At 55.5% G+C, this 26,464-nt stretch carries 22 protein-coding genes and 1 pseudogene; 5 read left to right on the forward strand and 18 right to left on the reverse strand.

Annotated elements, in window-relative coordinates:
* Window positions 1-25: 25 nt before the first annotated feature.
* Window positions 26-1,648 carry a recombinase family protein gene (locus tag GUC22_RS22470; RefSeq protein WP_160183777.1) on the reverse strand — a complete coding sequence of 541 codons (1,623 nt, stop codon included), beginning with the start codon at window positions 1,646-1,648 and terminating at the stop codon, window positions 26-28.
* A gap of 52 nt (window positions 1,649-1,700) precedes the next feature.
* Between GUC22_RS22470 and GUC22_RS22475 the strand changes: the two are divergent.
* Window positions 1,701-2,156, forward strand: a pseudogene (locus tag GUC22_RS22475) (ATPase, T2SS/T4P/T4SS family); the annotation flags it as partial.
* Window positions 2,146-3,351, forward strand: a complete 1,206-nt coding sequence (gene hofC / locus GUC22_RS22480) for a protein transport protein HofC (protein ID WP_004872159.1) — start codon at window positions 2,146-2,148, stop codon at window positions 3,349-3,351. The pseudogene GUC22_RS22475 and the gene hofC, both read left to right, overlap by 11 nt.
* 29 nt (window positions 3,352-3,380) lie before the next feature.
* Here hofC and GUC22_RS22485 read toward each other — a convergent pair whose 3' ends face one another.
* Window positions 3,381-4,424: a GMP reductase gene (locus GUC22_RS22485; protein WP_049087180.1), complete on the reverse strand. Its 1,044-nt coding sequence runs from the start codon at window positions 4,422-4,424 to the stop codon at window positions 3,381-3,383.
* Between the two features lie 344 nt (window positions 4,425-4,768).
* Between GUC22_RS22485 and coaE the strand changes: the two genes are divergently transcribed.
* From coaE to yacG, 3 genes are read left to right on the forward strand one after another with little or no spacing between them, the layout of a single operon-like run.
* Window positions 4,769-5,389, forward strand: a complete 621-nt coding sequence (gene coaE, locus GUC22_RS22490) for a dephospho-CoA kinase (protein WP_004872162.1) — start codon at window positions 4,769-4,771, stop codon at window positions 5,387-5,389.
* Window positions 5,389-6,132: a cell division protein ZapD gene (gene zapD / locus GUC22_RS22495; protein ID WP_024360317.1), complete on the forward strand. Its 744-nt coding sequence runs from the start codon at window positions 5,389-5,391 to the stop codon at window positions 6,130-6,132. The genes coaE and zapD overlap by 1 nt, the downstream gene beginning before the upstream one ends.
* Before the next feature lie 9 nt (window positions 6,133-6,141).
* Window positions 6,142-6,336 carry a DNA gyrase inhibitor YacG gene (yacG, locus tag GUC22_RS22500; RefSeq protein ID WP_004872170.1) on the forward strand — a complete coding sequence of 65 codons (195 nt, stop codon included), beginning with the start codon at window positions 6,142-6,144 and terminating at the stop codon, window positions 6,334-6,336.
* 52 nt (window positions 6,337-6,388) lie between these two features.
* On the opposite strand, the gene mutT is transcribed toward yacG, so the two are convergent.
* The 16 genes from mutT to GUC22_RS22580 form a co-directional block, all read right to left on the reverse strand.
* Window positions 6,389-6,796, reverse strand: coding sequence for an 8-oxo-dGTP diphosphatase MutT (gene mutT / locus GUC22_RS22505; RefSeq protein ID WP_024360316.1), 408 nt, complete (start codon window positions 6,794-6,796; stop codon window positions 6,389-6,391).
* A gap of 60 nt (window positions 6,797-6,856) precedes the next feature.
* Entirely contained in the window at window positions 6,857-9,562 is a 2,706-nt protein-coding gene (gene secA / locus GUC22_RS22510) for a preprotein translocase subunit SecA (protein WP_024360315.1), read from the reverse strand.
* 62 nt (window positions 9,563-9,624) lie between these two features.
* Window positions 9,625-10,134, reverse strand: coding sequence for a secA translation cis-regulator SecM (gene secM, locus GUC22_RS22515; RefSeq protein WP_004872173.1), 510 nt, complete (start codon window positions 10,132-10,134; stop codon window positions 9,625-9,627).
* A gap of 247 nt (window positions 10,135-10,381) precedes the next feature.
* The gene (lpxC, locus tag GUC22_RS22520) at window positions 10,382-11,299 is read right to left on the reverse strand and encodes a UDP-3-O-acyl-N-acetylglucosamine deacetylase (RefSeq protein ID WP_004098599.1); all 918 of its coding nucleotides are present in this window, start codon (window positions 11,297-11,299) and stop codon (window positions 10,382-10,384) included.
* A 100-nt stretch (window positions 11,300-11,399) separates the two neighbouring features.
* Window positions 11,400-12,551 (reverse strand): cell division protein FtsZ, encoded by a 1,152-nt coding sequence (ftsZ, locus tag GUC22_RS22525; RefSeq protein WP_004098597.1) that lies wholly within the window; start codon window positions 12,549-12,551, stop codon window positions 11,400-11,402.
* A gap of 62 nt (window positions 12,552-12,613) precedes the next feature.
* The gene (gene ftsA, locus GUC22_RS22530) at window positions 12,614-13,870 is read right to left on the reverse strand and encodes a cell division protein FtsA (RefSeq protein ID WP_004098594.1); all 1,257 of its coding nucleotides are present in this window, start codon (window positions 13,868-13,870) and stop codon (window positions 12,614-12,616) included.
* The gene (ftsQ, locus tag GUC22_RS22535; RefSeq protein WP_049087179.1) at window positions 13,867-14,700 is read right to left on the reverse strand and encodes a cell division protein FtsQ; all 834 of its coding nucleotides are present in this window, start codon (window positions 14,698-14,700) and stop codon (window positions 13,867-13,869) included. The genes ftsA and ftsQ overlap by 4 nt, the downstream gene beginning before the upstream one ends.
* 1 nt (window position 14,701) lies before the next feature.
* A complete protein-coding gene (locus tag GUC22_RS22540) occupies window positions 14,702-15,622 on the reverse strand; it encodes a D-alanine--D-alanine ligase (RefSeq protein ID WP_004872176.1) in 921 nt (306 codons plus the stop codon).
* The gene (gene murC / locus GUC22_RS22545) at window positions 15,615-17,090 is read right to left on the reverse strand and encodes a UDP-N-acetylmuramate--L-alanine ligase (RefSeq protein WP_024360312.1); all 1,476 of its coding nucleotides are present in this window, start codon (window positions 17,088-17,090) and stop codon (window positions 15,615-15,617) included. The genes GUC22_RS22540 and murC overlap by 8 nt, the downstream gene beginning before the upstream one ends.
* Window positions 17,091-17,137: 47 nt before the next feature.
* On the reverse strand, window positions 17,138-18,208 hold the full coding sequence (gene murG, locus GUC22_RS22550) for an undecaprenyldiphospho-muramoylpentapeptide beta-N-acetylglucosaminyltransferase (protein ID WP_160183778.1): 1,071 nt from the start codon (window positions 18,206-18,208) through the stop codon (window positions 17,138-17,140).
* On the reverse strand, window positions 18,205-19,464 hold the full coding sequence (gene ftsW / locus GUC22_RS22555) for a cell division protein FtsW (RefSeq protein ID WP_004128950.1): 1,260 nt from the start codon (window positions 19,462-19,464) through the stop codon (window positions 18,205-18,207). Before ftsW ends, murG begins: the two co-directional genes overlap by 4 nt.
* A complete protein-coding gene (gene murD, locus GUC22_RS22560) occupies window positions 19,464-20,780 on the reverse strand; it encodes a UDP-N-acetylmuramoyl-L-alanine--D-glutamate ligase (RefSeq protein WP_024360310.1) in 1,317 nt (438 codons plus the stop codon). The genes ftsW and murD overlap by 1 nt, the downstream gene beginning before the upstream one ends.
* A 2-nt stretch (window positions 20,781-20,782) precedes the next feature.
* A complete protein-coding gene (mraY, locus tag GUC22_RS22565; protein ID WP_004098585.1) occupies window positions 20,783-21,865 on the reverse strand; it encodes a phospho-N-acetylmuramoyl-pentapeptide-transferase in 1,083 nt (360 codons plus the stop codon).
* Window positions 21,859-23,217 (reverse strand): UDP-N-acetylmuramoyl-tripeptide--D-alanyl-D-alanine ligase, encoded by a 1,359-nt coding sequence (murF, locus tag GUC22_RS22570; RefSeq protein WP_024360309.1) that lies wholly within the window; start codon window positions 23,215-23,217, stop codon window positions 21,859-21,861. The genes mraY and murF overlap by 7 nt, the downstream gene beginning before the upstream one ends.
* Window positions 23,214-24,701: a UDP-N-acetylmuramoyl-L-alanyl-D-glutamate--2,6-diaminopimelate ligase gene (gene murE, locus GUC22_RS22575; RefSeq protein ID WP_004872180.1), complete on the reverse strand. Its 1,488-nt coding sequence runs from the start codon at window positions 24,699-24,701 to the stop codon at window positions 23,214-23,216. The genes murF and murE overlap by 4 nt, the downstream gene beginning before the upstream one ends.
* A complete protein-coding gene (locus GUC22_RS22580) occupies window positions 24,688-26,454 on the reverse strand; it encodes a peptidoglycan glycosyltransferase FtsI (protein WP_004098582.1) in 1,767 nt (588 codons plus the stop codon). Before GUC22_RS22580 ends, murE begins: the two co-directional genes overlap by 14 nt.
* Window positions 26,455-26,464: the final 10 nt, after the last annotated feature.

A 26,464-nucleotide genomic window follows, 5' to 3' on the forward strand; every position in this document is an offset into this window, starting at 1 on the left:
CTTCTAAATGCGGTATAAATCAAAATTACTGTATCTTACTATTGAATTCTAATTCTTTCACCCAATCTGGTGCCTCTTCTAAGGCTATGTGACGGGGCTTAGTCGTGAACCCTTCAAAGTCGAATTCATCGCCATCAATCAGCGGTAAAATTTCTATCCACTGAGCACCATCAACCACCCTATCAAGTGGGAAGTTAAGCAGCTTCAAGCCGTTGTGTAAGAAGACATCACACTTCTTTCCAGCAGTGTTAAGTCGGATTTCTTTCACTATCCGCTTAATAATGATTTGAGCCTCCACCCTGTCTTTCTTCACAGTCAAATCCAAATGGCTGATTGTCTCAAGCTGGCTTGATTGTTCTCGTTGGTGAACCTCTGAGACAGCCTTTTCAGCGTCCTTAATACGACTGTTGAGGGCTTTCAAGTCCTTAGCCATTGATTCGGTATCATCTGCCAGCATAGCCAGCTTAATGAGCCTCTCACGCTGTTTCTGAAGCTGTTCTAATTCACTTTGAAGAGCACCAATAGCAGAGCCGTTATCACGATTGAGGGAAAGACGGTTAGTGTTATACAGAAGCCCCTGAACAAGGGCTTTATCGGCCAATCGGCGGTTGATACTTTTGGCATGACATCGCCCCTCATATCTCATTGAGCATCTATAGACCCCATGCCATTTTTCAGTTGCACAGTTAACAATTGTCACAAAACCACATTCAGCACAACGCATTACACCTTTGAAAAGGTTAGTAAGTAAGGGTTTGTCTGATGTTGGTCTGCGGCCTGAACCCTGTTTTAACTGCTGCACAGCGTAGAAATGTTCTTCACTAATAACAGCGGGGTAATAGTTGGGTATCTCCTTCACGCCTTTCGTAACTGTACAATTAGACGGCACTTTGAAACCAATCACAGAGCGGTTATCCAAGAGTGCTTTAACAGTAGTGTGAGACCAAGCGCCTTTCACAGGTTTGTGTTGATTCAGAGTATAGAAACCTTCTTCATTCATCTGTCTGGCGATTCGTACAAAAGGCAATCCCTCTAAGCGAAGCTGGAAGACACGCTGAACCGCTTTCACATTATCGGGTATTAGCTCAAAGTGAGACATATCATCAGACACTCTGAGCCACGCCACACAGCGCCGTGACATTATTTTACCCTTAGCCGCTTCTTCTCGTTTTGCATCCCATGCAGACCTTAACCGCTTTGATTTCGTAGCGGATTCTTCATTAGCACGTTGCATGATAAGCACAGCTTTAATCAAGCTGAGAGGGTCATTAAGACTTTCCTTCTTGTACCATGAGTTATCAGCCAATGTGACCACATCCACGCCAGCTAATAAAATCTTTCGCAGACGCTCCCTTGCAGTGTCAATGTCTTGACGGCTTACCCTATCCAGTGATTCAACTAACAACACTGAACCTGACTCAATAATCCCTGATTCAACAGCGGCTAAGAATTCACCAAATGCGCCTGATTTAGCGTTAGCGCCAGAGTAACCACTTATGCCGAGGTCTTGGAACCTGAGCGATTCATCCAAATGATAGTCTGGATTATTCTTGAGCCATTCATTTATGTACTTGTTCTGGCGTTTGGTTGAGTCTCCAGACGCCTGAATTTTAGAGGAAAATCGAATGTATGAGATTGCTTTTGGCATGAGTTAGTAAGTTACCATGATAGACTTAACAGGAGTTTATCATAAGAGATGTGTAGTCCTCTCAACGCTGCACACCAATTCAACCAGTGAAACGCTGGTCCGCCTGCAGCAGATGGGCGTTGCGCGCTGGATGATCTCATCCGCGCTTTCGCTGGTGGTGGCTCAGCGTCTGGTACGCAAGCTGTGCCCCCACTGCCGGCGGGAAACCGGCAGTTCGGCTGATGTTCCGCACAGTCTGTGGCCGCGGGCGCTTCCTCGCTGGCAGGCTCCGGGCTGTCAGCACTGCTATCACGGCTACTACGGTCGCCTGGCGCTCTTTGAGCTGTTACCCGTCAATACCACGTTACGGCAGGCGATAACTCAAGGTCTTAGCGCCGGGGAGATCGAGTCCCTGGCAAGGGAATCCGGCATGATGACGCTATTTGAGAGCGGCTGCCTGGCCGTCGAACGCGGGATGACCAGTCTGGAAGAAGTGGTACGCGTTTTGGGGATACCGCATGGCGACTAAACGACTGTGGCGCTGGCGCGGTATCACTCTCCAGGGCGCTCCCTGCCAGGGAACGCTCTGGCAGGATAATCGCCCGGAGGCATTGCAGGTTCTACAGCAGCAACGAATTATCCCGCTGACGCTGCGCCGCTGTAGCGTGCAAAACGCCCTCTGGCATCCGCGCTATAGCGGTGAAATCATCCGCCAGCTGGCGGCCCTTCTTCAGGCCGGCCTCCCGCTGGCTGAGGGGCTGGAACTGCTGGCTCAGCAGCAGCCCAATGCGCAATGGCAAGCGTTGCTGCAAACCCTGGCAGAGGATCTGGCGCAGGGCATTTCGCTTTCAGGCTCTCTGGAAAAATGGCCTGAAGCGTTCCCCCCGTTATATCTGGCCATGATCCGCACCGGTGAGCTTACCGGTAAACTGGAGCTATGCTGCGCCGAGCTGGCCCAGCAGCAGCGAGAACAGCTGCTCCTTACCGAGAAAGTGAAAAAAGCGCTGCGCTACCCGCTGATTATTTTGACTCTGGCGCTGCTGGTGGTCATGGGAATGCTGTGTTTCGTCTTACCGGAGTTTGCCGCTATATATCAAACTTTCAACACCCCGCTACCGTGGCTGACCCGCGTGGTAATGAGCGTCGGTGAGGGGCTAACTCGCTTTTGGCCATTGCTCGCGGCGCTGGGTATTTTGCCTGCGATACTCAACCGGCTGATTTGCCAGCGGCCAGGCTGGCTGCTGTATCGCCAGAAGCTGCTCCATACGCTGCCGGTGTTTGGCAAACTGCTATGCGGCCAGCGGCTTAGCCAGATTTTTACCGTACTCGCCTTGACGCAAAGCGCCGGTATCAGCTTTCTGCAAGGGCTGCAAAGCGTAGAGGAAACCCTGAATTGTCCGCTGTGGCGACAGAGGCTCCGCCAGGTTTGCCGGCAAATTACCCACGGCGATCCCATCTGGCAGGCGCTCGCCAACAGCGGAGGATTTACGCCGCTGTGTCTACAGCTGATTCGTACCGGTGAAGCTTCAGGTTCGCTGGATACCATGCTGGCCAATCTGGCTCGTCACCATAGCGAGCAGACGCATCAGCAGGCAGATAACCTGGCCACCTTACTGGAGCCGATGATGCTGGTTGTAACCGGAACGATTGTCGGCGTGCTGGTGGTGGCGATGTATTTACCCATTTTTCATCTGGGCGACGCCATTAGCGGGATGGGGGGATAACGCTGGCGCAAACGCGCCAGCGAGCGGCATTACAGGCTGTTGAACACGCGGTTCTCTTGTTCCTGTACGCGAATAAAAGTCGTACGTTTAGTCAGTTCTTTCAGGCGTGAAGCACCAACGTAGGTGCACGCGGAGCGCAGGCCGCCAAGAATATCGCGCGCGGTGTGTTCAACCGGGCCGCGCAGAGGCAGCTTAACGGTTTTGCCTTCCGCCGCACGATACTGGGCTACGCCGCCAACGTGACGGGTCATCGCCGACTCGGAGCTCATGCCGTAGAACAGCATGAATTTTTCACCGTTTTCTTCAACCACGGTGCCGCCGCTCTCTTCGTGACCAGCCAGCATACCGCCAAGCATCACAAAATCTGCGCCGCCGCCGAATGCTTTAGCCACATCTCCGGGCATAGTGCATCCGCCGTCGCTGATAATCTGCCCGCCAAGGCCGTGCGCCGCGTCGGCACATTCAATCACGGCGGAAAGCTGCGGATAGCCGACACCGGTTTTCACGCGGGTTGTACATACGGAGCCCGGGCCGATGCCAACCTTCACGATATCGGCGCCAGAAAGAACCAGCTCTTCGCACATTTCGCCGGTAACAACGTTACCTGCAATGATGGTTTTCTGCGGCCAGGCTTCGCGGGCTTTCGCGACAAACTGCACGAAGTGCTCGGAATAGCCATTCGCCACGTCAATGCACACAAAGCTAAGCTGCGGGTTCTGGATCAGAATCTGTTTGGTTTTTTCGAAATCCGCGTCGGAGGTCCCGGTGGAGACCATTACGTGCTGCACGACATCCGCAGATACGCTCTGAACAAACGCCTGCCACTGTTCAACGCTGTAATGCTTATGCACCGCGGTCAGAACGCCGAACGAAGCCAGAGCTTTAGCCATAGCGAACGTGCCAACGGTATCCATGTTAGCAGCAATAATCGGCACGCCAGTCCAGGTCTGGCCAGAGTGTTTGAAAGTGAATTCACGTTCCAGCTGTACGTCAGAACGGCTTTTGAGGGTAGAACGTTTCGGGCGGATAAGAACGTCTTTAAAACCAAGCTTTAAATCTTCTTCAATACGCATGTGCGAATTCCTGGGGTTAATTGCATTATTGTGAGAGCACAACTCCAGTGACGCTATCATACGCACGAATCATGGCCGCGCAAGACTGCGATTTTCACTTTTTTTACGCTACAATCGTATAAATTTACCTGGTGAATAGCCAAAAGCGAATTTGCGATATCCCATCGCTGGCGTATCATTTTTAACCATTTGATTTACATGCGCAAAAAAAAAATAGGTGGTGACAGCGCTTTATCGGTTGATATTACGCCGGTAAACCCACTGTCGCAGTGGCGTCGTCGCGTCGTAAATAACGGCGCCGTTAGTGAAAAATGTGCATGTAGTCAGTTTCAGGATTGAGGTGTATGACATACACGGTAGCGTTAACAGGCGGCATCGGCAGCGGTAAAAGTACCGTAGCCGATGCATTCTCACACCTCGGGGTTAACGTTATTGATGCTGACATTATCGCGCGCCAGGTGGTAGAGCCCGGCACTCCGGGGCTCAACGCTATTGCTCAACGCTTCGGTCCGCAGATACTTAATGAAGATGGCACCCTTAACCGTCGTGCTCTGCGCGAGCATATTTTCGCTCATGCAGAGGATAAGAGCTGGCTAAACGCGCTGCTGCACCCACAAATTCAGCAGGAAACGCGTCGCCAGATGCAGCTTGCCACCTCGTCTTATATTCTCTGGGTTGTACCTTTATTGGTCGAAAACCGTTTGTCCGCCAAAGCCGATCGCGTGCTTGTTGTTGATGTGCCCAAAGAGACGCAGATAGAGCGCACGATGCTTCGCGATCGGGTCAGTCGGCAACATGCGGAACATATTCTTGCCGCTCAGGCCACGCGCGAGCAGCGCCTTGCCGTTGCGGATGATGTTATTGAAAATATGGGTTCACCTGATGCCATCGCATCAGATGTCGCCCGCCTGCATGCAAAGTATCAACGGCTGGCATCGCAGGCCGCCTCACAGGAAAAACCGTAATGCATACCCCTGTTCTATTCGAACATCCGCTTAATGAAAAAATGCGCACCTGGCTGCGTATTGAGTTTTTGCTCCAGCAGTTGGCCGTACATCCGGCGATTACCAGCCATGCGGATGCACTTCACTTTTTCCGCAATATCGGCGACCTTTTAGATGTATTCGAACGCGGTGAAGTGCGTACCGATCTGATAAAAGAGCTGGATCGCCAGCAGCGGAAGCTGCAATCCTGGGCGGAAGTCCCTGGCGTTGATCGGGATCGTATCAACGAGTTGCGTCAGCAGCTGAAGCAATCTGGCAGTACGTTGATGTCGGCGCCGCGTATCGGCCAGTATCTGCGAGAGGATCGTTTGATCGCCCTGGTACGCCAGCGCTTAAGCATCCCAGGCGGCTGCTGTAGCTTCGATCTCCCGACGCTGCATATCTGGCTGCATATGCCGCAGGAATATCGCGATGAGCAGGTAGGCAAGTGGCTGGCCAGCCTGGAACCGTTGACCCAATCGCTGATGCTCATCCTCGATCTCATCCGCAACTCGGCCCCCTTCCGCAAGCAGACCAGCCTGAACGGTTTTTATCAGGACAACGGCGAAGACGCCGATCTGCTGCGTCTGCATTTGGATCTTGCCAGCCAGCTCTATCCCCAGATATCAGGCCATAAGAGCCGCTTTGCCATCCGCTTTATGCCGCTGGACAGCGAGCACGGTATCGTGCCGGAGCGTTTTGATTTTGAACTGGCCTGCTGTTAAGGAGAAAAGATGTCAGAAGAGATAACCGTCAACTGCCCAACCTGCGGAAAAATCGTGGTCTGGAATGAGCAGAGCCCGCATCGCCCGTTCTGTTCCAAACGCTGCCAGCTTATCGATTTAGGTGAATGGGCGGCGGAAGAAAAGCGCATCCCAAGCAGCGGCGATCTGTCGGATAGCGATGGCTGGAGCGAAGAAAAAGAGTAACTGACTCAGGGCGGGCACTCGCTGCCCCGCCCTAATTTGCCCGATGCCAGCGTTACCCCCGGCCGATCTGAGAATATTGAATTAATTTGGCAATGACAGGTTCGTTTGCCGGCGGAAAATCCTCCGCAACGAGCGCGCTCTGCGCAATCCAGCGGCCCGGTTGCCCTTCTTTACCCCACGGCTCGCCATCCCAGCTTTCCACCAGCCAGAACCACAGCGTGATATGACGATCGGGAAACTGATACTCCAGCTTATCAAACAGACGGGAAGCACGCACCGTAATGCCGACCTCTTCCTGCAATTCGCGAACTAAGGCCTGCTCAGACGACTCTCCTGCTTCGATTTTTCCGCCAGGGAATTCAAGTTTATTCGCCATATGCGCGTCGGCAGCGCGCTGGGTTATAAAAATTTCCCCTTGCGAATTACGGATAATACCCACTGAAATTTGCAGCGTTTTCATTGTCCTTGTTCCATAAAAAAGGCGCAGATATCTGCGCCCTGGTATTCAAGATTGTAAAGCTTAGCTCAGACGACCGTGGCACTGCTTATATTTTTTACCGGAGCCGCACGGACACGGATCGTTACGACCCACTTTACGCTCGCCGGTTTGTTCAGCCAGCGCCTCCGCGGCAGCGGTATCATCATCCTGGTGGCTCAACTGCTGCATCTGCGCCAGACGCTCAGCTTCTTCACGACGCTGCTGCTCCATCGCTTCCACCTCTTCCGGCATCCGCACCTGAACTTTGCTCAGCGTACTGATCACTTCATACTTTAGGGACTCCAGCATTGAAGCGAACATGGAGAAAGATTCACGCTTATATTCCTGCTTCGGATCTTTCTGCGCATAGCCGCGCAGATGGATGCCCTGACGCAGGTAGTCCATCGCTGCCAGATGCTCTTTCCACAGGGAGTCCAGCGTTTGCAGCATGACGCCTTTTTCAAAGTGACGCATCATTTCAGCGCCAACCACTTCTTCCTTGCGCTGATAGGTTTCAATGGCGCTCTGCAGAATACGCTCGCGCAGCGTTTCTTCATGCAGCTCCGGCTCTTTATCCAGCCACTCTTTGAGCGGCAGATCGAGGTCGAAATCATTTTTCAGACGCTCCTGCAGGCCTTCGATATCCCACATCTCTTCCAGCGACTGCGGAGGAATATGGGCATCGATGGTCGCTTTAAATACATCTTCACGAATGCTGTTAATCGTCTCGCTCACGTCGGTCACGTCGAGCAGCTCATTTCGCTGGGTGTAAATAGCGCGACGCTGATCGTTAGCCACATCGTCATATTCCAGCAGCTGCTTACGGATATCGAAGTTGCGGCTCTCGACTTTACGCTGCGCGTTGGCGATCGCTTTGGTCACCCATGGATGTTCGATAGCCTCACCCGGCTTCATACCCAGTTTACGCATCATGCCGGACACGCGGTCAGAAGCGAAGATACGCATCAGAGCATCTTCCATCGACAGATAGAAACGGGAAGAACCGGCGTCCCCCTGACGGCCTGAACGACCGCGCAGCTGGTTATCAATACGGCGAGACTCATGGCGTTCGGTACCGATAATATGCAGACCACCCGCAGCCAGCACCGCATCGTGACGAACCTGCCAGTCGGCTTTGATCTGCGCAATCTGTTCCGGAGTCGGGTCTTCCAACTGGGCGATCTCAGCCTGCCAGCTACCGCCGAGCATAATGTCGGTACCACGACCGGCCATGTTGGTCGCAATGGTCACCGCAGACGGATAACCCGCCTGAGCGACGATATCCGCTTCGCTGGCATGGAATTTCGCGTTCAGCACGTTGTGCTTGATGCCCGCCTTCGTCAATTCATTAGAGACCACTTCTGATTTTTCGATAGAAATGGTCCCCACCAGCACCGGCTGGCCAGCGGCGGTACGCTGTTTGATATCTTCGATAATGGCCTGGATTTTTTCCGCTTCGGTCATATAAACCAGGTCCGCCATGTCTTTACGAATCATCGGGCGGTTGGTCGGAACCACAACGGTATCCAGCTTGTAGATCGAACTAAATTCAAACGCTTCGGTATCGGCAGTACCGGTCATCCCCGCCAGCTTCTCGTACAGGCGGAAATAGTTCTGGAAGGTAATTGAAGCCAGCGTCTGGTTTTCGTTCTGAATATCAACGCCTTCTTTTGCTTCAACGGCCTGGTGCAGACCATCGGACCAGCGGCGCCCCTGCATCGTACGGCCGGTATGTTCGTCGACGATGATCACTTCGCCATCTTTAACGATGTAATCAACATCGCGGGTAAACAGCACGTGCGCGCGCAGCGCGGCGGTCACATGGTGCATCAGCATGATATTAGTCGGTGAGTACAGCGACTCGCCTTCTTCCATAATACCTTCGTTTACCAGCAGCTCTTCAATCAGCACCAGACCGCGTTCGGTCAGGTTTACCTGACGCGCTTTCTCATCAACGGAGAAGTGTCCTTCGCCGGTAAAGGTCTCGGAGTCTTCTTTATCCTGACGTACCAGGTGCGGAATGATCTTGTTCACTTTCTTATACATTTCCGAGCTGTCTTCAGCCGGGCCGGAAATGATAAGCGGGGTACGCGCTTCATCGATCAGAATGGAGTCGACTTCATCCACCAGCGCATAGTGCAGTTTGCGCTGCACGCGCTCTTCAGGACTGAACGCCATGTTGTCGCGCAGATAGTCAAAGCCATATTCGTTGTTGGTGCCGTAGGTGATATCGGCTGCGTAGGCTTCACGCTTGGCCGGCGCAGGCAGGCCGGACATGTTAATCCCAACGGTCATCCCCAGGAATTCAAACAGGGGGCGGTTGTTCTCCGCATCACGCTGTGCCAGATAATCGTTGACGGTGACCACGTGAACGCCTTTGCCGGTCAGCGCATTCAGATACGCAGGCAGCGTTGCGGTCAGCGTTTTACCTTCACCGGTACGCATTTCTGCAATACAGCGGTCGTTGAGGACCATGCCGCCGAGCAGCTGAACGTCAAAGTGACGCATACCGAAGACGCGCTTACTGGCTTCACGCACGACGGCAAAGGCTTCCGGGATCAGGCTCTCCAGGCTTTCACCTTTTTCCAGGCGAGCGCGGAACTCCGCGGTTTTCCCTTTCAGTTCGTCATCGGAAAGCTTTTCCATGGAAGGTTCCATGGCGTTGATCACGTTGACGGCTTTGCGCATACGACGCAGCGTACGGTCGTTACGGCTGCCGAATACTTTAGTTAATAATTTGATTAGCATAATAAAATCTCAAACGCCCCGCGCTGCGGAGTCACAAAAAAATAGAATGGTCCGTTTTTGGTTTAGCTGAGGCGTTGAGGCCCGGCGCGAATGCCGGTAACCTGGCTAATCCAGGTACAGACGCGAAACGCGCGGTGGGAAAAAGAGGGGTTGTATGCCGCCAGGCGAACAATGGCAGGAGGTGTACTCTCCTGCGTCAACAGCGCGCTAAGCGTGTCAAGCAGAGCCAGATGCTGCGCCTGAAGCGGTGAAGACTCTTCCGCTACCGGCAGCGCCTGCGGCGCCATCGCAAAAGAGAGATGGCGAATAACCGTACGAATGGCGTGCTGATGCCAGTAATCAACGGTGAAATTAGGTCGACGGCTGGAAGATTCCAGCAGCGCTAGCTGAGAAAAATTAACTTTCGCAGGATTATGGTTGCTGGACGTCGTTTTAGCGGGCGACGCGGTCTCATGTTCATGACCATTGCTAAGCGCAGGCAGGCCGAGACTAGCCGCGACCATCCCCAACAGGAGATGCGGCCAGAAATACCGTCTGCCAAACTGTCGCCAGCGCGTCAGCAATCCACTCACTTACGTTACCTTTTGTTGGTAGCAACCCTGAGAAATATTTTGCGTTCAAATACTAACATTAATACGTCTTCACGGCAGCAGGAATGAGGTCTCAGGCGGGGTAAAACCGTTTAAAAAAGGAACGAACGCGCAAAAAATGCAGTTAAAAATCAAAGCAGGACGCAGCGAGACTATAAAAAAGAAAACGACTGGCTCCCTGGCCGGAGAGAGTACCAGGTTACCAGTCGAATTTACTGCCGGGTCTGACTTATGCCAGAACCAGCGTCGGAGCGCGGAACGCCAGCGGCATTTCTGCGTCGTCCTCGAAGGTCACATACTCCCAGGCTTCCTGTTTTGCCAGAACAGCCTGCAGCAGTTTGTTATTCAGCGCGTGACCGGATTTGTATGCCGTAAATGCACCGATAATATTGTGACCACACATAAAGAGGTCGCCAATGGCATCCAGCATTTTGTGACGGACAAACTCATCTTCAAAACGCAGACCGTCTTCGTTCAGTACGCGATAATCGTCAACAACGATGGCACAATCGAAGCTGCCGCCCAGGCACAGGCCGCGGGACTGCAGATATTCGATATCACGCATGAAGCCGAAGGTACGCGCGCGGCTAATCTGGCGCATAAACGCATCAGCCGAGAAGTTCATTGCGTAGCGCTGGCTGCTGGAGTCAATCGCCGGATGGTTAAAATCAATGGTGAAGTCCAGTGAAAAACCATTATACGGTTTGAATTCAGCCCATTTATCGCCATCTTCAACGCGAACCGTCTCTTTGATACGCACAAATTTCTTAGCGCAGTTCAGTTCATCGATGCCGGCATCCAGCAACAGATAAACGAACGGAGCCGCACTACCGTCCATAATCGGGACTTCCGGCGCATCGACTTCAATAATAATGTTGTCGATACCCAAGCCAGCCAATGCAGCATTGAGGTGCTCGACCGTCGATATCCGCACGTCATGCTCGTTGACCAGGCAAGTACAGAGCATGGTATCACGCACAGATTTGGCATCAGCCGGAAAATCAACCGGTGGATTCAAGTCGGTGCGACGATAGATGACCCCGGTATTTGCCGGCGCAGGGCGTAACGTCAGGGTGACTTTCTTGCCGGTATGCAAACCGACGCCAGTCGCCTGAACGATACGTTTAAGAGTCCTTTGTTTGATCATCGTATAATCTCGCCAAGTTACCTATCCAACCGAAGTGTACTATACATTCGGCAGGCCAGTTTAGCACAAAGAGCGCAGATGCCCAACTTCCAGCCAATTCTTAATCGGCTTGCTTACGCAGGAAGGCTGGGATATCCAGATAATCCGGCTCTTTCGCCGCCTGCGGCGTATTGTCGTTGACCACTTTTGCGGCCGGTTTCTGCTCTTGAGTCAATGGAGACATACCGTGCTGCTGGTAACGATCCATCACCGGCTGCTGCACCTGCTTGTTAGTCACCAGAGTAATTTCCGGACGTTTGTCCATACCGATACCGGTGGCAACAACGGTTACGCGCAGTTCGTCGTTCATATCCGGGTCCAGAGAAGTACCGATAACCACGGTGGCGTTATCCGAAGCAAATGCGCGGATAGTATTACCCACGGTCTCGAACTCATCCAGACGCAGATCGAAGCCCGCAGTGATGTTGACCAGAACGCCACGCGCGCCGGACAGATCGATATCTTCCAGCAGCGGAGAAGAAATCGCCATTTCAGCCGCTTCTTCCGCACGGTCTTCGCCGCTCGCCACGCCGGAGCCCATCATGGCGTAGCCCATTTCAGACATCACGGTACGCACGTCCGCAAAGTCGACGTTCATCAGGCCAGGACGGGTGATCAGTTCAGCGATACCCTGCACCGCGCCTTTCAGCACATCGTTTGCGGCGCCGAAGGCGTCAAGCAGAGAAATGCCGCGGCCCAGTACTTTCAGCAGCTTGTCGTTCGGGATGGTGATCAGCGAGTCGACGTGCTTGGATAGCTCGGTGATACCCTGCTCAGCGAACGCCATACGTTTCTTGCCTTCAAAATTGAAAGGCTTCGTCACCACGGCAACGGTCAGGATACCTAAATCTTTTGCAACTTCAGCAACCACTGGCGCAGCACCGGTTCCGGTACCGCCGCCCATGCCGGCTGCGATAAACACCATGTCGGCGCCGTCAAGAGCGGCACGCAACGCTTCACGGTCTTCATCCGCTGCGTTACGGCCGACTTCCGGGTTTGCGCCTGCGCCCAGACCTTTGGTAATACCGCTACCGATCTGAATAGTCTGGCCAACAGCCGTTTTGCGCAGAGCCTGCGCGTCGGTGTTCACCGCGAAAAACTCAACACCCTCAATGCGTTCGCGCACCATGTGCTCAACGGCGTTACCGCCGCCGCCGCCGACGCCGATGACTTTAATCACCGCGTCGTTGGTCAGTTCCATAGGTTCAAACATAATTTCTCTCTCCGTTGTGCCTGTCGCCTGAGATCGCTAATTTTCTGCGTTCTCTTAAAAAATTAAAACTCTTTTCGCAACCAACTGTTGAGTCGTTTGATCCACGACCCGACCGTTACGCGTTTTTCCACTTCTGCTTCACCACTGAGATGAGATTCCTTCCCGTAGTGCAGCAACCCAACCGCCGTCGAGTAATACGGCTCCTGGGCATAATCCGTTAATCCGGTAATGTTCAGCGGCGCGCCAATTCTCACCTGCGTATGGAATACGCGCTGCGCGCAGGCGGCAAGTCCTTCTATTTGCGCTGCACCGCCGGTTAATACAATGCCTGCCGCCAGGTGGTGCTTCACACCTTGCTGACGCAGCTGTTCCTGCAGTTGCAGAATCTCTTCATTCACGAGGTTGAGCAATTCGGTATAGCGTGGCTCAATCACCTCTGCCAGCGTCTGACGCTGCAGGCTGCGGGGCGGACGCCCGCCCACGCTCGGTACTTCGACGTTTTCATCTTTACCAACGATGGAGCCCAGCGCACAGCCGTGACGCACTTTAATGGCTTCCGCGTCGCTCGGCGGCGTACCGAAAGCGTAAGCAATATCGCTGGTCACCACGTTGCCCGCGTACGGGATCACTTTGGTATGACGCAGCGCGCCGCCGGTATATACCGCGATATCCATTGTACCACCGCCGATGTCCACCACGCAGACACCCAGTTCACGTTCGTCTTCCGTTAATACGGAATAGCTGGCGGCTAAACCGGCGAAAATGAGCTGATCAACTTTCAGACCGCAACGTTCCACCGCTTTGACAATATTTTTCGCCATATCGTTATGGCAGGTAATCAAATGCACTTTCGCCTGCATACGTACGCCAGACAATCCGACGGGGTTTTTGATTCCCTCCTGGTAGTCGATGGCGTACTCCTGCGGGATAACGTGCAGAACGCGATGTTCGTCGCGCACGCGAACCGATTTCGCGGTATGTACCACGTTTTCAACGTCGTCCTGCGTCACTTCTTCTTCTGAAATCGGCACCATGCCAATTTCATTTTGACAGCTGATATGTTTGCCTGAAAGCGCCAGATAGACTGACGAGATCTGGCAATCCGCCATCAGTTCGGCCTGGTCAATGGCGCGCTGTACGCATTTCACCACGGATTCCAGGTCGTTCACTCCGCCTTTATCCATACCACGCGATGGGCAACTGCCCACGCCAATGATATTAATCATACCGTCGGGCAGAACTTCCCCTACTAAAGCGGCAACCTTAGCGGTGCCAATCTCCAGTCCAACTACCAGTTTTCTGTCCGTCGCCTTGATCATTGTTGTTCTGCCTGTGCCTGATTCTGTTGTTGTTGAGTTTCCTCTACGGGAACCGGTACCCAACCGACTGCCGCTCCCGAGTCATAACGCAAATCAACGTAGCTTATCCGTTTGCCGTCGGTCTGCGCCTGCTGCTGAAGAACCGGGTAGAGTTCCATAAAGCGCTGAAGCCGTTTCATGGTGTCACCCCGGCCAAGGTTGAGCTTAATATCGTTATTCAGCGTCAACTGCCAGGAACGACGCGCGGTCATTGCCGCCACTTTCAACGTGAACTTATCCTTTGCCAGCACCTGCCCCATGTCGCGGTATCCCTGAAGAACTTCGTTCTCGCTGCCTTCCGGGCCGTACAACATCGGTAAATTCTGTTTACTGGTGCGATCTGACGGCACGCTGAAAGAATTTCCGTCCACGTCTACCATATGCTGATCATTCCAGCGCGCAATCGGCACATATTCAACCAGATGAATCTTCAATTCGTCCGGCCACTGCTTTCTGACGCTCGCCTGCTTAATCCACGGCAGACGTTCAATCTGGCTTTGAATTATATTGACGTCCTGCGTCATAAAGGTGCCCGGCGACCCTAATGCCAGAATCGCCTGACGGATATCATCGTTGCGCGTGTAGTGACGCTCACCGGTGACCACCATCTTTGACAGCGGTAATCGCTGTGCATCCTCCATCCAGCCCAGAACCATCCATCCGCTGACCAGCACGGTACAGAGCACCGCCAGCAGGAAGAAAATACCAGCCAGACGAGAGCCATTACTTCGACGCGAAGAAGTTTCTTCTTCCTCTTCGTGGTTCCGCGTATTCAGCGCAGCCTGCGACATATCACCCCGCCAGGTCCAGAATTCGTACAACAAGCTGCGAGAAGCTCATCCCGGCCTGACGCGCCGCCATTGGCACCAGGCTATGGCTGGTCATGCCAGGAGAGGTGTTTGCTTCCAGCAGATAAAACTGGCCATCGCTGTCCAGCATCACATCAATTCGTCCCCAGCCGTAACAGCCAAGACTCTCCCAGGCTTTTTGTACCAGAGCCTGGATTTCCGACTCGCGCGCGGGATCTTCAAAACCTGGGCAGAAATATTGCGTTTCATCAGAGAGATACTTTGCTTCATAATCATAGAAGGTTCCAGCCGCCTGGATACGTATTGACGGTAAAATTTCTTCTCCGACGATGGCGACAGTAAATTCCGGCCCACTGAGCCATTTTTCAATCAGAACTTCATCATCATGCTGAAAAGCCAGCGCCAGTGCATTTTGTAATGCACAACTTTCGTTGACTTTGGACATACCGACGCTGGAGCCTTCCCGGCTCGGTTTTATAATTAATGGCAGTCCGAGGGCCGAGATTTGCTGTTCAACTTCAGCAGAAAGCCCCGCGTCGAACTGTTTACGCGTTAGCGCAACCCATGGCGCAACGGGTAACCCCGCGCCCTGCCACAGTAATTTACTGCGCAGCTTATCCATTGAGATAGCCGAAGCCATCACGCCGCTGCCCGTGTAGGGGAGTTGAATGAGCTCCAGCAGCCCCTGCAACGTACCATCTTCGCCGCCGCGGCCGTGCAACGCAATAAACGCTTTCTGAAAACCCATATTTTTCAATTGGGTAATATCGGTATCGCGCGGGTCGACAGGATGCGCATCGACACCAGCTTCACGCAGACCGGCAAGCACCGCCGAACCTGAATTGAGCGAGACTTCACGTTCAGCGGAGGTTCCGCCGAAGAGGACCGCGATTTTATCAGCCATGGCGTTCCTCCTGCGTTGTTTGCGGTTGCAATTTGATTTCCGCCAGGTGACGAGCGATTTTTCCGATATTTCCCGCCCCCTGAACCAGCACCAGATCGTTGCCGGTCAATACCGAAGCCAACATTTCCGCCGCTTGCGCCGGGTCGGAAACCAGGATCGGGTCGACTTTACCGCGCCCGCGAATCGTACGGCACAGCGAGCGGCTATCGGCGCCAGGAATGGCGGCTTCGCCAGCGGAATAAACGTCCAGCATCAGCAGCGCGTCAACCTGGGTCAGCACGTTGGCGAAATCGTCGTACAGATCGCGCGTACGGGTAAAACGATGCGGCTGAAACAGCATAACCAGATTTTTATCCGGCCAGCCAGCGCGCGCCGCTTTGATGGTGGCATCCACTTCCGTAGGATGATGGCCATAATCATCGATCAGCATCGCGGTGCCGCTTTTACCGTTAACCTCAGCTAACGGGTATTCGCCAAGGAAATCAAAACGACGGCCGGTACCCTGGAAGCTTTCCAGCGCGCGCAGGATAGCTTCATCATCAATACCCTCTTCCGTCGCAACGGCCACCGCCGCCGCCGCATTCAGCGCATTGTGGCGACCTGGAGCGTTCAGCGTTACCTGAATAACATCTTTATCCTGACGTACCAGACGGAAATGCCCCTGGGCGCCGACCTGACGATACTCTTCCACGCGAACGTCGGCATCATCGCTGAAGCCGTAGGTGGTTATCTGGCGGCCAACGCGCGGCAGCAGTTCACGGATAACCGGATCGTCCACGCACATCACCGCACGACCGTAGAACGGCAGATTGTGCAGGAAGTTAATAAACGTCTGCTTCAGGTTTTCGAAGTCGCCATGGTAGGTATCCATATGATCGGCTTCGATATTGGTCACGATAGCAACCATCGGTTGTAAATGCAGAAACGAAGCGTCGCTTTCGTCCGCTTCGGCAATCAGGTAGCGGCTGTGGCCAAGACGGGCGTGGACGCCAGCGGCTTTCACCAGACCGCCGTTTACGAAGGTTGGATCAAGTCCCGCTTCAGCATAAATGCTCGATACCATCGCCGTGGTCGTGGTTTTTCCGTGCGTGCCAGCAATGGCAATGCCGTGACGAAAACGCATCAGCTCCGCCAGCATCTCGGCGCGACGAATAACCGGAATACGCGCTTCGTGGGCGGCGACAATCTCCGGGTTATCCGCAGAAATTGCGCTGGAAACGACGACAACGCTCGCATCGCGCACGTTCTCAGGGCGATGGTTGAAATAAATCGTGGCGCCAAGCTGAGCCAGCTGCTGAGTCACCGGATTCGGCGCCAGATCGGAGCCGCTAATCTGATAACCTTCGTTGGCCAGAACTTCGGCAATACCGCCCATGCCGGCACCGCCAATGCCAACAAAGTGAATGTGCCGGACGCGACGCATCTCGGGCACTATGGAACGCAGTTTTGCCAGATCTTGTGTATTCATTCTTTACGCCATCAACTTCTTTATTCGGACGGTGATCATCACCGCGATTAGCGCGCCAGTGCTGCGGCGCTCACTTCTTCTGCTACCCGTTCGGTAGCGTCCGGAATCGAGGCTCTACGCGCTCGCTCCGCCATATCCAGCAGCGTTTCGCGATCCCAACTTGCCAGGGTTTGCGCGACGGCCTCCACGGTAAACTGCGGCTGCTCAAGGATCTTCGCTGCCCCGGCTTTCTCCAGCGGCAGCGCATTCCAGTACTGCTGACGATCTTTGTGCTGAAAAGGCACAAACAGCGCCGGTAAACCAGCGGCGGCAATTTCGCTCACCGTCAGCGCTCCGGAACGACACACAACAACATCGGCCCAGGCATATGCCGCCGCCATGTCGTCAATAAACTCGGTAACTTTGTGCTGAGGCTGCCCGGCATCGCAATAGGCCTGCTGCACGGTTTCCTGACCGCCTTTACCGCTCTGGTGCCAGATGGTGACAGAAACACCGAGCTTCGCCGCCACCTGCGGCATCGTCTGATTGAGCACGCGCGCGCCCTGCGAACCGCCCACCACCAATACGCGAATCGGTCCCTGACGTCCGGCTAACCGCTGCTCCGGCAGCGCCAGCGCCAACACATCGGTGCGAACCGGGTTACCCACAACATCAGCATGCGGGAAAGCGCCGGGGAACGCCTGCATCACTTTTTTAGCGATTTTCGCCAGCCATTTATTCGTCAGGCCGGCAATACCGTTCTGTTCATGCAGCACAACCGGGATCCCCAGCGACCATGCCGCCAGACCGCCGGGGCCGGAAACGTATCCGCCCATACCCAGCACCACGTCCGGCTGAAAACGCTGCATAATCGCCCGCGCCTGACGCCAGGCGTTGAAAATACGCACCGGCGCCAGCAGCTGCGCCTTCAGGCCCTTGCCGCGCAGGCCGGAAATCTGAATGAAATCAATTTCAATGCCGTTCTTCGGCACTAAATCCGCTTCCATACGATCCGCGGCGCCCAGCCAGCGAACCTGCCAGCCCTGGTCCATTAAATGGTGCGCAACCGCCAGTCCCGGGAACACATGTCCGCCGGTACCGCCTGCCATCACCATTAACCGCTTTTCCTGACCGCTCATCGAACACCCCGTGTAAACGCCTGGGCTTTTTCCAGGCGCGTTTCATAATCAATTCGTAACAGCAACATGATGGCCGTCGACATAATCAGCAAGCTTGACCCGCCGTAGCTGATCAGCGGCAGCGTCAGGCCTTTAGTTGGCAGCATACCCGCCGCCGCGCCGACGTTAACCAAAGCCTGGAAGCTAAACCAAATTCCAATGGCGCAGGCCAGAAATCCGGAGAAACGGTGGTCAATCTCCAGCGCCTTACGGCCAATGGACATGGCGCGAAAAGCGACGAAGAATACCATTAAAAGAGCGAGTACCACACCGATATAACCGAGCTCTTCGCCGATAATGGCGAAGATGAAATCGGTATGCGCCTCCGGCAAATACTCCAGTTTCTGCACCGAATTGCCCAGGCCTTGCCCCCACATTTCGCCGCGACCAAAAGCCATCAGCGACTGGGTCAGCTGATAGCCGCTGCCGAACGGATCTTCCCACGGGTTCCAGAAAGAGGTTACGCGGCGAATACGATACGGCTCGGCGAGAATCAGCAGGACAACCGCTGAGATCCCCATCCCGATAATGGCGATGAACTGCCACAGCTTGGCCCCCGCCAGGAACAACATGGCCAGGGTGGTCACAAACAGCACGACGACGGTCCCGAGGTCAGGCTGCGCCAGCAGTAAAATCGCCAGTACGAAAATCACGCCCATCGGCTTTAAAAAGCCGCGCAGGTTGTTACGCACTTCGTCGCCTTTACGCACCAGGTAGTTGGCGATGTAGCAGAACAGCGACAGCTTGGTGAACTCCGCAGGCTGGATACGCAGCGGCCCCAGCGCAATCCAGCGCGATGCGCCGTTGACCGAGCTGCCGACCACCAGAACAATCAGCAGCATGACGATAGAGGCGATCAGCATCGCGGTACTATGGCGCTGCCAGAACTCCATCGGCAGGCGCAGCGTCACCATCGCCAGCCCTAAAGCCAGCAGGATGTATAAGCCATCGCGCTTGGCAAACAGAAATGGATCGTTAGCCAGACGCTGGCCTACCGGCATCGACGCCGAGGTCACCATAATGAAGCCGATCGCGGCCAGGCCAAAGGTCAGCCACAGCAGCATCCGGTCATACATGACCAGACTATCGGTATCTTTTTGCCGCGAGCCCATCACCCAGCCTTTCAGCGCGGCGAACAGCCATGCGAAAATAAACATTCCCGGCAGACGCGGCAGTCTCAGCCGTGGCATTTTCAGGCGCGGGAGTGATAAACGCATCAACCTAACTCCTTCGCCAGGCGAGCAAAGACGTCGCCGCGTTGTTCAAAGTTTTTAAACTGATCGAGGCTGGCGCACGCCGGGGATAGCAGAACCATATCGCCCGGGACAACCTGTGGCGCAATCTGGCGCATCGCCTGCTCCATGGTTTCCGTTTGCACAGCGACATCCGGGCGAAGGGCAGCCAGCTGCGCGCCGTCGCGGCCAAAGCAGTACAGGCGGACGTTGTCGCCGGTCAGGTAACGGCTTAACGGCGTGAAATCAGCCGATTTCCCATCGCCGCCCAGCAGCAGATACAGCGTTCCGTCAAGCTGCAGTCCATTGAGCGCCGCTTCAGTACTGCCGACGTTCGTGGCTTTAGAATCGTTGATCCAGCGCACGCCGTTGTGCTCCAGCACCTGCTGGAAACGATGCGCCAGGCCGGTAAATGTCGTCAGCGCTTTCAGGCTGCTGGCGCGCGGCAAACCTGCGGCGTCCGCCAGGGCCAGCGCAGCCAGGGCGTTACTGTAGTTGTGCTGGCCGCTAATCTTCATCTCTTTGACGTTGAGCACTTTCTCGCCTTTAACGCGCAGCCAGGTTTCCCCTTGCTGACGATTCAGGTGATAGTCGCCAACGTCTACGCCGAAGCTGATGCAACGATCGTCAGCGCCGCGTACCGGCATGGTTAACGCATCGTCGGCGTTGACGATACAGGCTCGCGCATTTTCGTAAACTCGCAGTTTGGCGGCGCGGTACTGCTGGAGCCCCAGCGGATAGCGGTCCATATGATCTTCGGTGACGTTAAGGATCGTCGCCGCTACCGCCCGCAGGCTCGAAGTGGTTTCCAGCTGGAAGCTGGAAAGCTCCAGGACATAGAGTTCGCGCTCAGGATCCAGCAGCATCAGCGCCGGCAGGCCAATATTGCCGCCTACGCCGACGTTCAGACCCGCCGCCTTCGCCATTTCCCCTACCAGCGAAGTGACGGTGCTTTTACCGTTAGACCCGGTGATAGCAATAATCGGCGCCTGCGCCTCGCGGCAGAACAGTTCGATATCGCCGACAATTTCTACGCCTGCATCCGCCGCCGCGCTCAGGGAAGGATGCGCCAACGCGATGCCCGGGCTGGCGACAATCAGGTCAGCCGTCAACAGCCAGTCTTCGTTCAGACCGCCAACATAGCGCTCAACGGCTTCCGGCAGTTTATCCAGCCCCGCAGGCGCAACGCGGGTATCCATCACCCGCGGCGTCACGCCGCGGGCCATGAAAAAGTCCACGCATGACAGGCCGGTCATACCCAGCCCAATAATGACGACTTTTTTACCCTGATAATCTGCCATGATTAACGTACCTTCAGCGTCGCCAGGCCTATCAGCACCAGCATCAGCGAAATAATCCAGAAGCGCACGATCACGCGCGGTTCCGGCCAGCCTTTCAGTTCATAGTGATGGTGGATCGGCGCCATGCGGAAAATGCGCTGACCGCGCAGCTTGAAGGAGCCGACCTGCAGAATCACCGAGAGCGTTTCCACTACGAATACGCCGCCCATAATCACCAGCAGAAACTCCTGGCGCAGCAGCACGGCGATAATACCCAGCGCGCCGCCGAGCGCCAGAGAACCCACATCGCCCATAAAGACCTGCGCCGGATAGGTGTTAAACCACAAGAAGCCCAGCCCCGCGCCGACAATCGCCGTACAGACGATCACCAGTTCACCGGCATGACGCAAATAAGGGATATGCAGGTAGTTGGCGAAATTCATGTTACCCGTCGCCCACGCGACCAGCGCGAATCCGGCGGCAACAAATACGGTCGGCATAATCGCCAGCCCATCGAGGCCGTCGGTCAGGTTGACCGCATTCCCGGTTCCGACGATGACAAAGTAGGCCAGCAGGACGTAGAACAGGCCCAGCTGCGGCATGACGTCTTTGAAGAACGGCACCACCAGTTGAGTCGCCGGCGTATCTTTCCCCGCCATGTACAGCGCAAAGGCAACGCCCAGCGCAATCACCGACATCCAGAAGTATTTCCAGCGGGCAATCAGGCCTTTGGTATCTTTACGCACCACTTTGCGATAGTCATCGACGAAGCCGATGATGCCGTAGCCGACCAGAACCGTCAGTACGCACCAGACGTAGGGGTTGGATGGGTAAGCCCACAGCAGAACGGAGACCACAATGGCGGTCAGGATCATAATCCCACCCATCGTTGGCGTACCGCGCTTACTAAAGTGAGATTCCGGGCCATCATTACGCACAACCTGGCCAAAGGAGAGTTTTTGCAGACGGGCAATCATGCGCGGGCCCATCCACAAAGAGATGAACAGCGCGGTCAGCAGGCTGACGATGGCGCGAAACGTCAGGTAGGAAAAGACGTTAAAGCCTGAATAATATTTGACCAAATGTTCGGCCAGCCATACTAACATGTTCCGTTCTCCTGTAATGCGCGTACTACCACTTCCATGGCGGCACTACGTGAACCCTTCACTAAAATGGTCATAATTTTGTGTTCTGACAGCAGCGCTTGCAGCCGCGTTACCAGCAGCGCTTTATCGTTAAAGTGTTCACCGACGCCGCTGGCGCCGCTGATCTCCGCGCTCAAGGAACCTACGCTCAGTACGCGATCGAGCCCGGCTGCTTTTGCCGCTTCGCCCACCTGGCGATGGCACGCCTGGCTTTCCGCGCCGAGTTCAGCCATATCGCCGACCACCAGCACCCGGTAGCCCGGCATCTCAGATAGCACCTGCACCGCGGCGGTCAGCGAGCCGACGTTAGCGTTATAGGAATCATCCAGCAGGAGCTGGCTATCGGTCAGCTGAATCGGGAATAAACGCCCCGGCACCGCTTTCAGATCTTTCAGCCCCGCTTTAATTGCCTCATGCGTCGCGCCTACCGCCATGGAAAGCGCCGCTGCGGCCAGCGCGTTGGCGATGTTATGGCGCCCCGGCAGCGGCAGCAGCACATCAACGCTGCCGGTTGGGGTTTGCAGAGTAAATTCGGTCCCGTGCGAAGTCACATGAACGTTGGTTGCCGTGAAGTCGCTATTGGCGGCGTTCGGCGAGAAGCGCCAGGTTTTACGATCGCCAATGACGCTTTGCCAGTTCAGCCAGTCATTATTGTCGGCGTTCATAATCGCGATGCCGTTGAGCGGCAGGCCGGTGTAAATTTCGCCCTTCGCTTTCGCCACGCCTTCCAGGGAACCAAAACCTTCCAGGTGCGCGGCGGCCAGGTTATTCACTAACGCCGCTTCAGGTCGCGTCAGGCTGACGGTCCAGGCAATTTCGCCCTGGTGATTGGCGCCTAGTTCGATAACCGCGTAGTCATATTCTTTGGTGAGACGCAGCAGCGTCATCGGCACGCCGATATCATTGTTCAGGTTGCCAGCGGTATACAGCGTATTGCCGCACTGGCTCAGAATCGCGGCGGTCATCTCTTTGACCGAGGTCTTGCCTGAAGATCCGGTCAGCGCGACCACGCGCGCCGGAACCTGCTGGCGCACCCACGCGGCCAGTTCGCCGAACGCCAGACGCGTATCCTTCACCACCACCTGCGGCAAATCGCAGGCCAGCCGCCGGCTGACCAACAATGCGCCCGCGCCGGCAGCCTTAGCCTGTTCGGCAAAGTCATGTGCGTCAAAGCGCTCGCCTTTTAGCGCCACGAACAGGCAGCCTGCCGTGACCTTACGGGTGTCAGTGGTGACGTCTTCAATCGCCACATCGCTGCCGTGCAGCTCGCCGCGCGTAATGTCGGCAAGCTGGCTGAGAGTCAAGCGAATCATGCTACCGCCCCCAGCAGACGCGCCACGGTGACGCGATCGGAGTAATCGAGTCGGCGATTGCCGACAATTTGATAATCCTCGTGACCTTTACCCGCCACCAGAACGACGTCGTTTTCTTTCGCCTGCATTACCGCGTTGGTCACCGCCTCCGCGCGCCCTTCCACCGCTTTGGCATGGCCCGCATCGAGCATACCGGCCAGGATATCGTTGATAATCGCCCGCGGCTCTTCGGTACGCGGGTTGTCATCGGTGACAACCACGATATCGGCAAACTCTTCGGCGATCGCCCCCATCAGCGGGCGCTTGCCTTTGTCGCGATCTCCGCCGCAGCCGAACACGCACCACAGTTTACCGTTGCAGTGCAGACGCGCCGCCTGCAGCGCTTTTTCCAGCGCGTCGGGCGTGTGGGCATAATCAACCACGACGGTCGGTTTACCCGGCGCGCTGAACACTTCCATACGCCCGCAAACCGGCTGCAGGCGCGCGGCGGTTTTCAGCAGTTCGGCCAGCGGATAGCCCAGCGCCAGCAGAGTGGCTAACGCCAGCAGCAGGTTGCTAACGTTGAAGGCGCCCATCAGGCGGCTTTCGATCTCGCCGTTGCCCCAACTGGAGGCAAACTGAATGGTGGCGCCGCTGTCGTGATAGTTCACGGCGGTTGCTTTCAGCCAACGCCCCCGGCAGTTCGGGTTAATGTGGTCTTCCATTGATACGGCCACCGCATCCGGCAGCTTCGCCAGCCAGCGGCGACCGACTTCATCGTCCGCATTGACAATCGCCTGACCGCAATGATGGGTTGAATAGAGCAGCCATTTCGCCGCTTCGTAATGCTCCATATCACCGTGATAATCAAGGTGATCGCGGCTCAGGTTGGTGAAGACCGACGCGGCAAACTGCAGCGCGGCGACGCGATGCTGCACCAGCCCGTGGGAAGAGACTTCCATCGCGGCGAACGTCGCCCCCTGCCCTGCCAGGCCAGAGAGTACGTGTTGAACATCAACCGCCGAACCGGTGGTGTTTTCCGTGGGGATAACTTTCTCCAGCAGGCCATTGCCTACGGTTCCCATGACCGCGCTGGTTTCTCCCAGCAGCTGCGCCCATTGCGCCAGCAGTTGGGTGGTGGTGGTCTTGCCGTTAGTCCCGGTGACGCCAACCAGGCGCAGTTGTTCCGAAGGCTGATGGTAAAAACGTCCGGCCAGCGCGGATAAGCGCTCGTTGAGTTGGCTCAGATAGATAACCGGCACACCGTGCATTTCACGGATTTCGCCATCATGAGCCTCATCTTTGGCCTCAGCAATAATGGCAGCAACACCTTGCGCTATCGCCTGCGGGATATAACGACGCCCGTCCGCCTGATGACCTAAAACCGCGACAAAAAGATCGCCAGAAGCAGCCACCCGGCTGTCCAGCGTCATTTCTCGCAGAATTCGCTCCGGCGCATTTGGCACCCACGGAGCGAGAAGGTCGCGCAAATTACGATCTGCCACCTGTTCCCTCGCCTTGATTAATCACTAATTCACTTTTTTCAGCCGTTGCCAGCGCATCCGGTTCAATGTTCATGGTACGCAGTACGCCGCCCATGATGGCACCGAAGACCGGCGCGGAAACGGCGCCGCCATAGTATTTACCCGCCTGCGGATCGTTGATCACCACCACCAGCGCAAAACGCGGGTGGCTGGCGGGCGCAACGCCTGCGGTGTAAGCAATATATTTGTTGATGTAGCGGCCATCAGGCCCCACTTTCTTCGCCGTACCGGTTTTAATAGCGATGCGATAGCCTTTAATCGCCGCCTTCACGCCGCCGCCGCCGGGCAGCGCTACGCTTTCCATCATGTGAACAACGGTACGAACGAGTGATTCCGGGAAGACGCGCTCGCCCGGAACCGGTGGATCAACTTTGGTAATCGACAGCGGGCGATAGATGCCGTAGCTGCCGATCGTTGCGTAGACTCGCGCTAACTGTAACGGGGTTACCATTAGCCCATAGCCGAAAGAAAAGGTGGCCCTCTCTATGTCAGACCACCGTTGTTTTTGAGGGTATAAGCCACTGCGTTCTCCGACCAACCCCAAATTGGTCGCTTTTCCAAGTCCAAAACGTGAGTAAGTGTCTACTAACGCTGAGGACGGCATCGCTAACGCCAGCTTGGAAACACCGACGTTACTCGACTTCTGTAGCACCCCGGTCAGGGTCAATTCGCTGTAGCGCGCCACGTCTTTGATTTCGTGGCCGTTAATTCGATAGGGAATGGTGTTCAGTACGGTATTTTCGTTAACAATGCCGCGCTGAAGCGCCGTCATCACTACCATCGGTTTTACCGTTGAACCTGGCTCAAACACGTCGGTAATGGCGCGGTTACGCATGGTATCTTTGGAGGTGCCCGCGAAATTGTTCGGGTTGTAGGATGGGCTGTTGGCCATCGCCAGCACTTCGCCGGTGTTGACGTCAACCAGAACCGCAGTACCTGACTCCGCTTTGTTAAACGCCACCGCATTATTCAGCTCGCGATACACCAGCGCCTGCAGGCGCTCATCAATGCTCAGCGCCAGGTTATGCGCGGCCTGGCTATCGGTAGACGAGATATCTTCGATGACCCGCCCGTAGCGGTCTTTACGCACGATACGCTCGCCGGGCTGGCCGGTGAGCCACTTATCAAAGCTCTTCTCAACGCCCTCAATCCCCTGGCTATCGACGTTAGTGAAGCCAATGAGGTGAGCGGTTACTTCGCCCGACGGATAGTAGCGGCGCGACTCTTCCCGCAGATGAATGCCCGGCAGCTTGAGTTTGCGGATGTAATCGGCCATATCAGGGTTAACCTGACGCGCCAGATAGATAAAACGCATCCGCGGATTGGTATTGATACGCGATGCCAGCTGATCCAGCGGCATATTCAGCGCATCGGCCAGCGCCTTCCAGCGGTTGTCGAGCGTCACGCCGCCGGCTTCATGCAGCTCTTTCGGGTCAGCCCAGATGGCTTTTACCGGTACGCTCACCGCCAGCGGGCGGCCGGAACGATCGGTTATCATGCCGCGCGCGGTGGAGACCTCCTGCACGCGCAGAGAACGCATGTCCCCCTGACGTACCAGCATGTCCGGGCTAATTACCTGTAGCCAGGCCACGCGGCCCAGCAGGAAGCCCAGCGCCAGCAGAATACAGCCGCACAGCAACGCAAAACGCCAACTGATAAAGTTGGCCTGTTCTTCCTGACGTTTTGCTTTTGGCGTTTTCGGCGCTGCTTTCATGCGTCGCAAT

The organism is Klebsiella sp. MPUS7 (assembly GCF_009905335.1).
In the GTDB taxonomy this organism is placed as follows: Bacteria; Pseudomonadota; Gammaproteobacteria; order Enterobacterales; family Enterobacteriaceae; genus Klebsiella; species Klebsiella grimontii.

What these genes read in the sequence shown, in the direction of transcription:
- GUC22_RS22470 (WP_160183777.1), bottom strand. Translation starts at nt 1,648, where the DNA reads ATGCCAAAAGCAATCTCATACATTCGATTTTCCTCTAAAATTCAGGCG.
- hofC (WP_004872159.1), top strand. Translation starts at nt 2,146, where the DNA reads ATGGCGACTAAACGACTGTGGCGCTGGCGCGGTATCACTCTCCAGGGC.
- GUC22_RS22485 (WP_049087180.1), bottom strand. Translation starts at nt 4,424, where the DNA reads ATGCGTATTGAAGAAGATTTAAAGCTTGGTTTTAAAGACGTTCTTATC.
- coaE (WP_004872162.1), top strand. Translation starts at nt 4,769, where the DNA reads ATGACATACACGGTAGCGTTAACAGGCGGCATCGGCAGCGGTAAAAGT.
- zapD (WP_024360317.1), top strand. Translation starts at nt 5,389, where the DNA reads ATGCATACCCCTGTTCTATTCGAACATCCGCTTAATGAAAAAATGCGC.
- yacG (WP_004872170.1), top strand. Translation starts at nt 6,142, where the DNA reads ATGTCAGAAGAGATAACCGTCAACTGCCCAACCTGCGGAAAAATCGTG.
- mutT (WP_024360316.1), bottom strand. Translation starts at nt 6,796, where the DNA reads ATGAAAACGCTGCAAATTTCAGTGGGTATTATCCGTAATTCGCAAGGG.
- secA (WP_024360315.1), bottom strand. Translation starts at nt 9,562, where the DNA reads ATGCTAATCAAATTATTAACTAAAGTATTCGGCAGCCGTAACGACCGT.
- lpxC (WP_004098599.1), bottom strand. Translation starts at nt 11,299, where the DNA reads ATGATCAAACAAAGGACTCTTAAACGTATCGTTCAGGCGACTGGCGTC.
- ftsZ (WP_004098597.1), bottom strand. Translation starts at nt 12,551, where the DNA reads ATGTTTGAACCTATGGAACTGACCAACGACGCGGTGATTAAAGTCATC.
- ftsA (WP_004098594.1), bottom strand. Translation starts at nt 13,870, where the DNA reads ATGATCAAGGCGACGGACAGAAAACTGGTAGTTGGACTGGAGATTGGC.
- ftsQ (WP_049087179.1), bottom strand. Translation starts at nt 14,700, where the DNA reads ATGTCGCAGGCTGCGCTGAATACGCGGAACCACGAAGAGGAAGAAGAA.
- GUC22_RS22540 (WP_004872176.1), bottom strand. Translation starts at nt 15,622, where the DNA reads ATGGCTGATAAAATCGCGGTCCTCTTCGGCGGAACCTCCGCTGAACGT.
- murC (WP_024360312.1), bottom strand. Translation starts at nt 17,090, where the DNA reads ATGAATACACAAGATCTGGCAAAACTGCGTTCCATAGTGCCCGAGATG.
- murG (WP_160183778.1), bottom strand. Translation starts at nt 18,208, where the DNA reads ATGAGCGGTCAGGAAAAGCGGTTAATGGTGATGGCAGGCGGTACCGGC.
- ftsW (WP_004128950.1), bottom strand. Translation starts at nt 19,464, where the DNA reads ATGCGTTTATCACTCCCGCGCCTGAAAATGCCACGGCTGAGACTGCCG.
- murD (WP_024360310.1), bottom strand. Translation starts at nt 20,780, where the DNA reads ATGGCAGATTATCAGGGTAAAAAAGTCGTCATTATTGGGCTGGGTATG.
- mraY (WP_004098585.1), bottom strand. Translation starts at nt 21,865, where the DNA reads ATGTTAGTATGGCTGGCCGAACATTTGGTCAAATATTATTCAGGCTTT.
- murF (WP_024360309.1), bottom strand. Translation starts at nt 23,217, where the DNA reads ATGATTCGCTTGACTCTCAGCCAGCTTGCCGACATTACGCGCGGCGAG.
- GUC22_RS22580 (WP_004098582.1), bottom strand. Translation starts at nt 26,454, where the DNA reads ATGAAAGCAGCGCCGAAAACGCCAAAAGCAAAACGTCAGGAAGAACAG.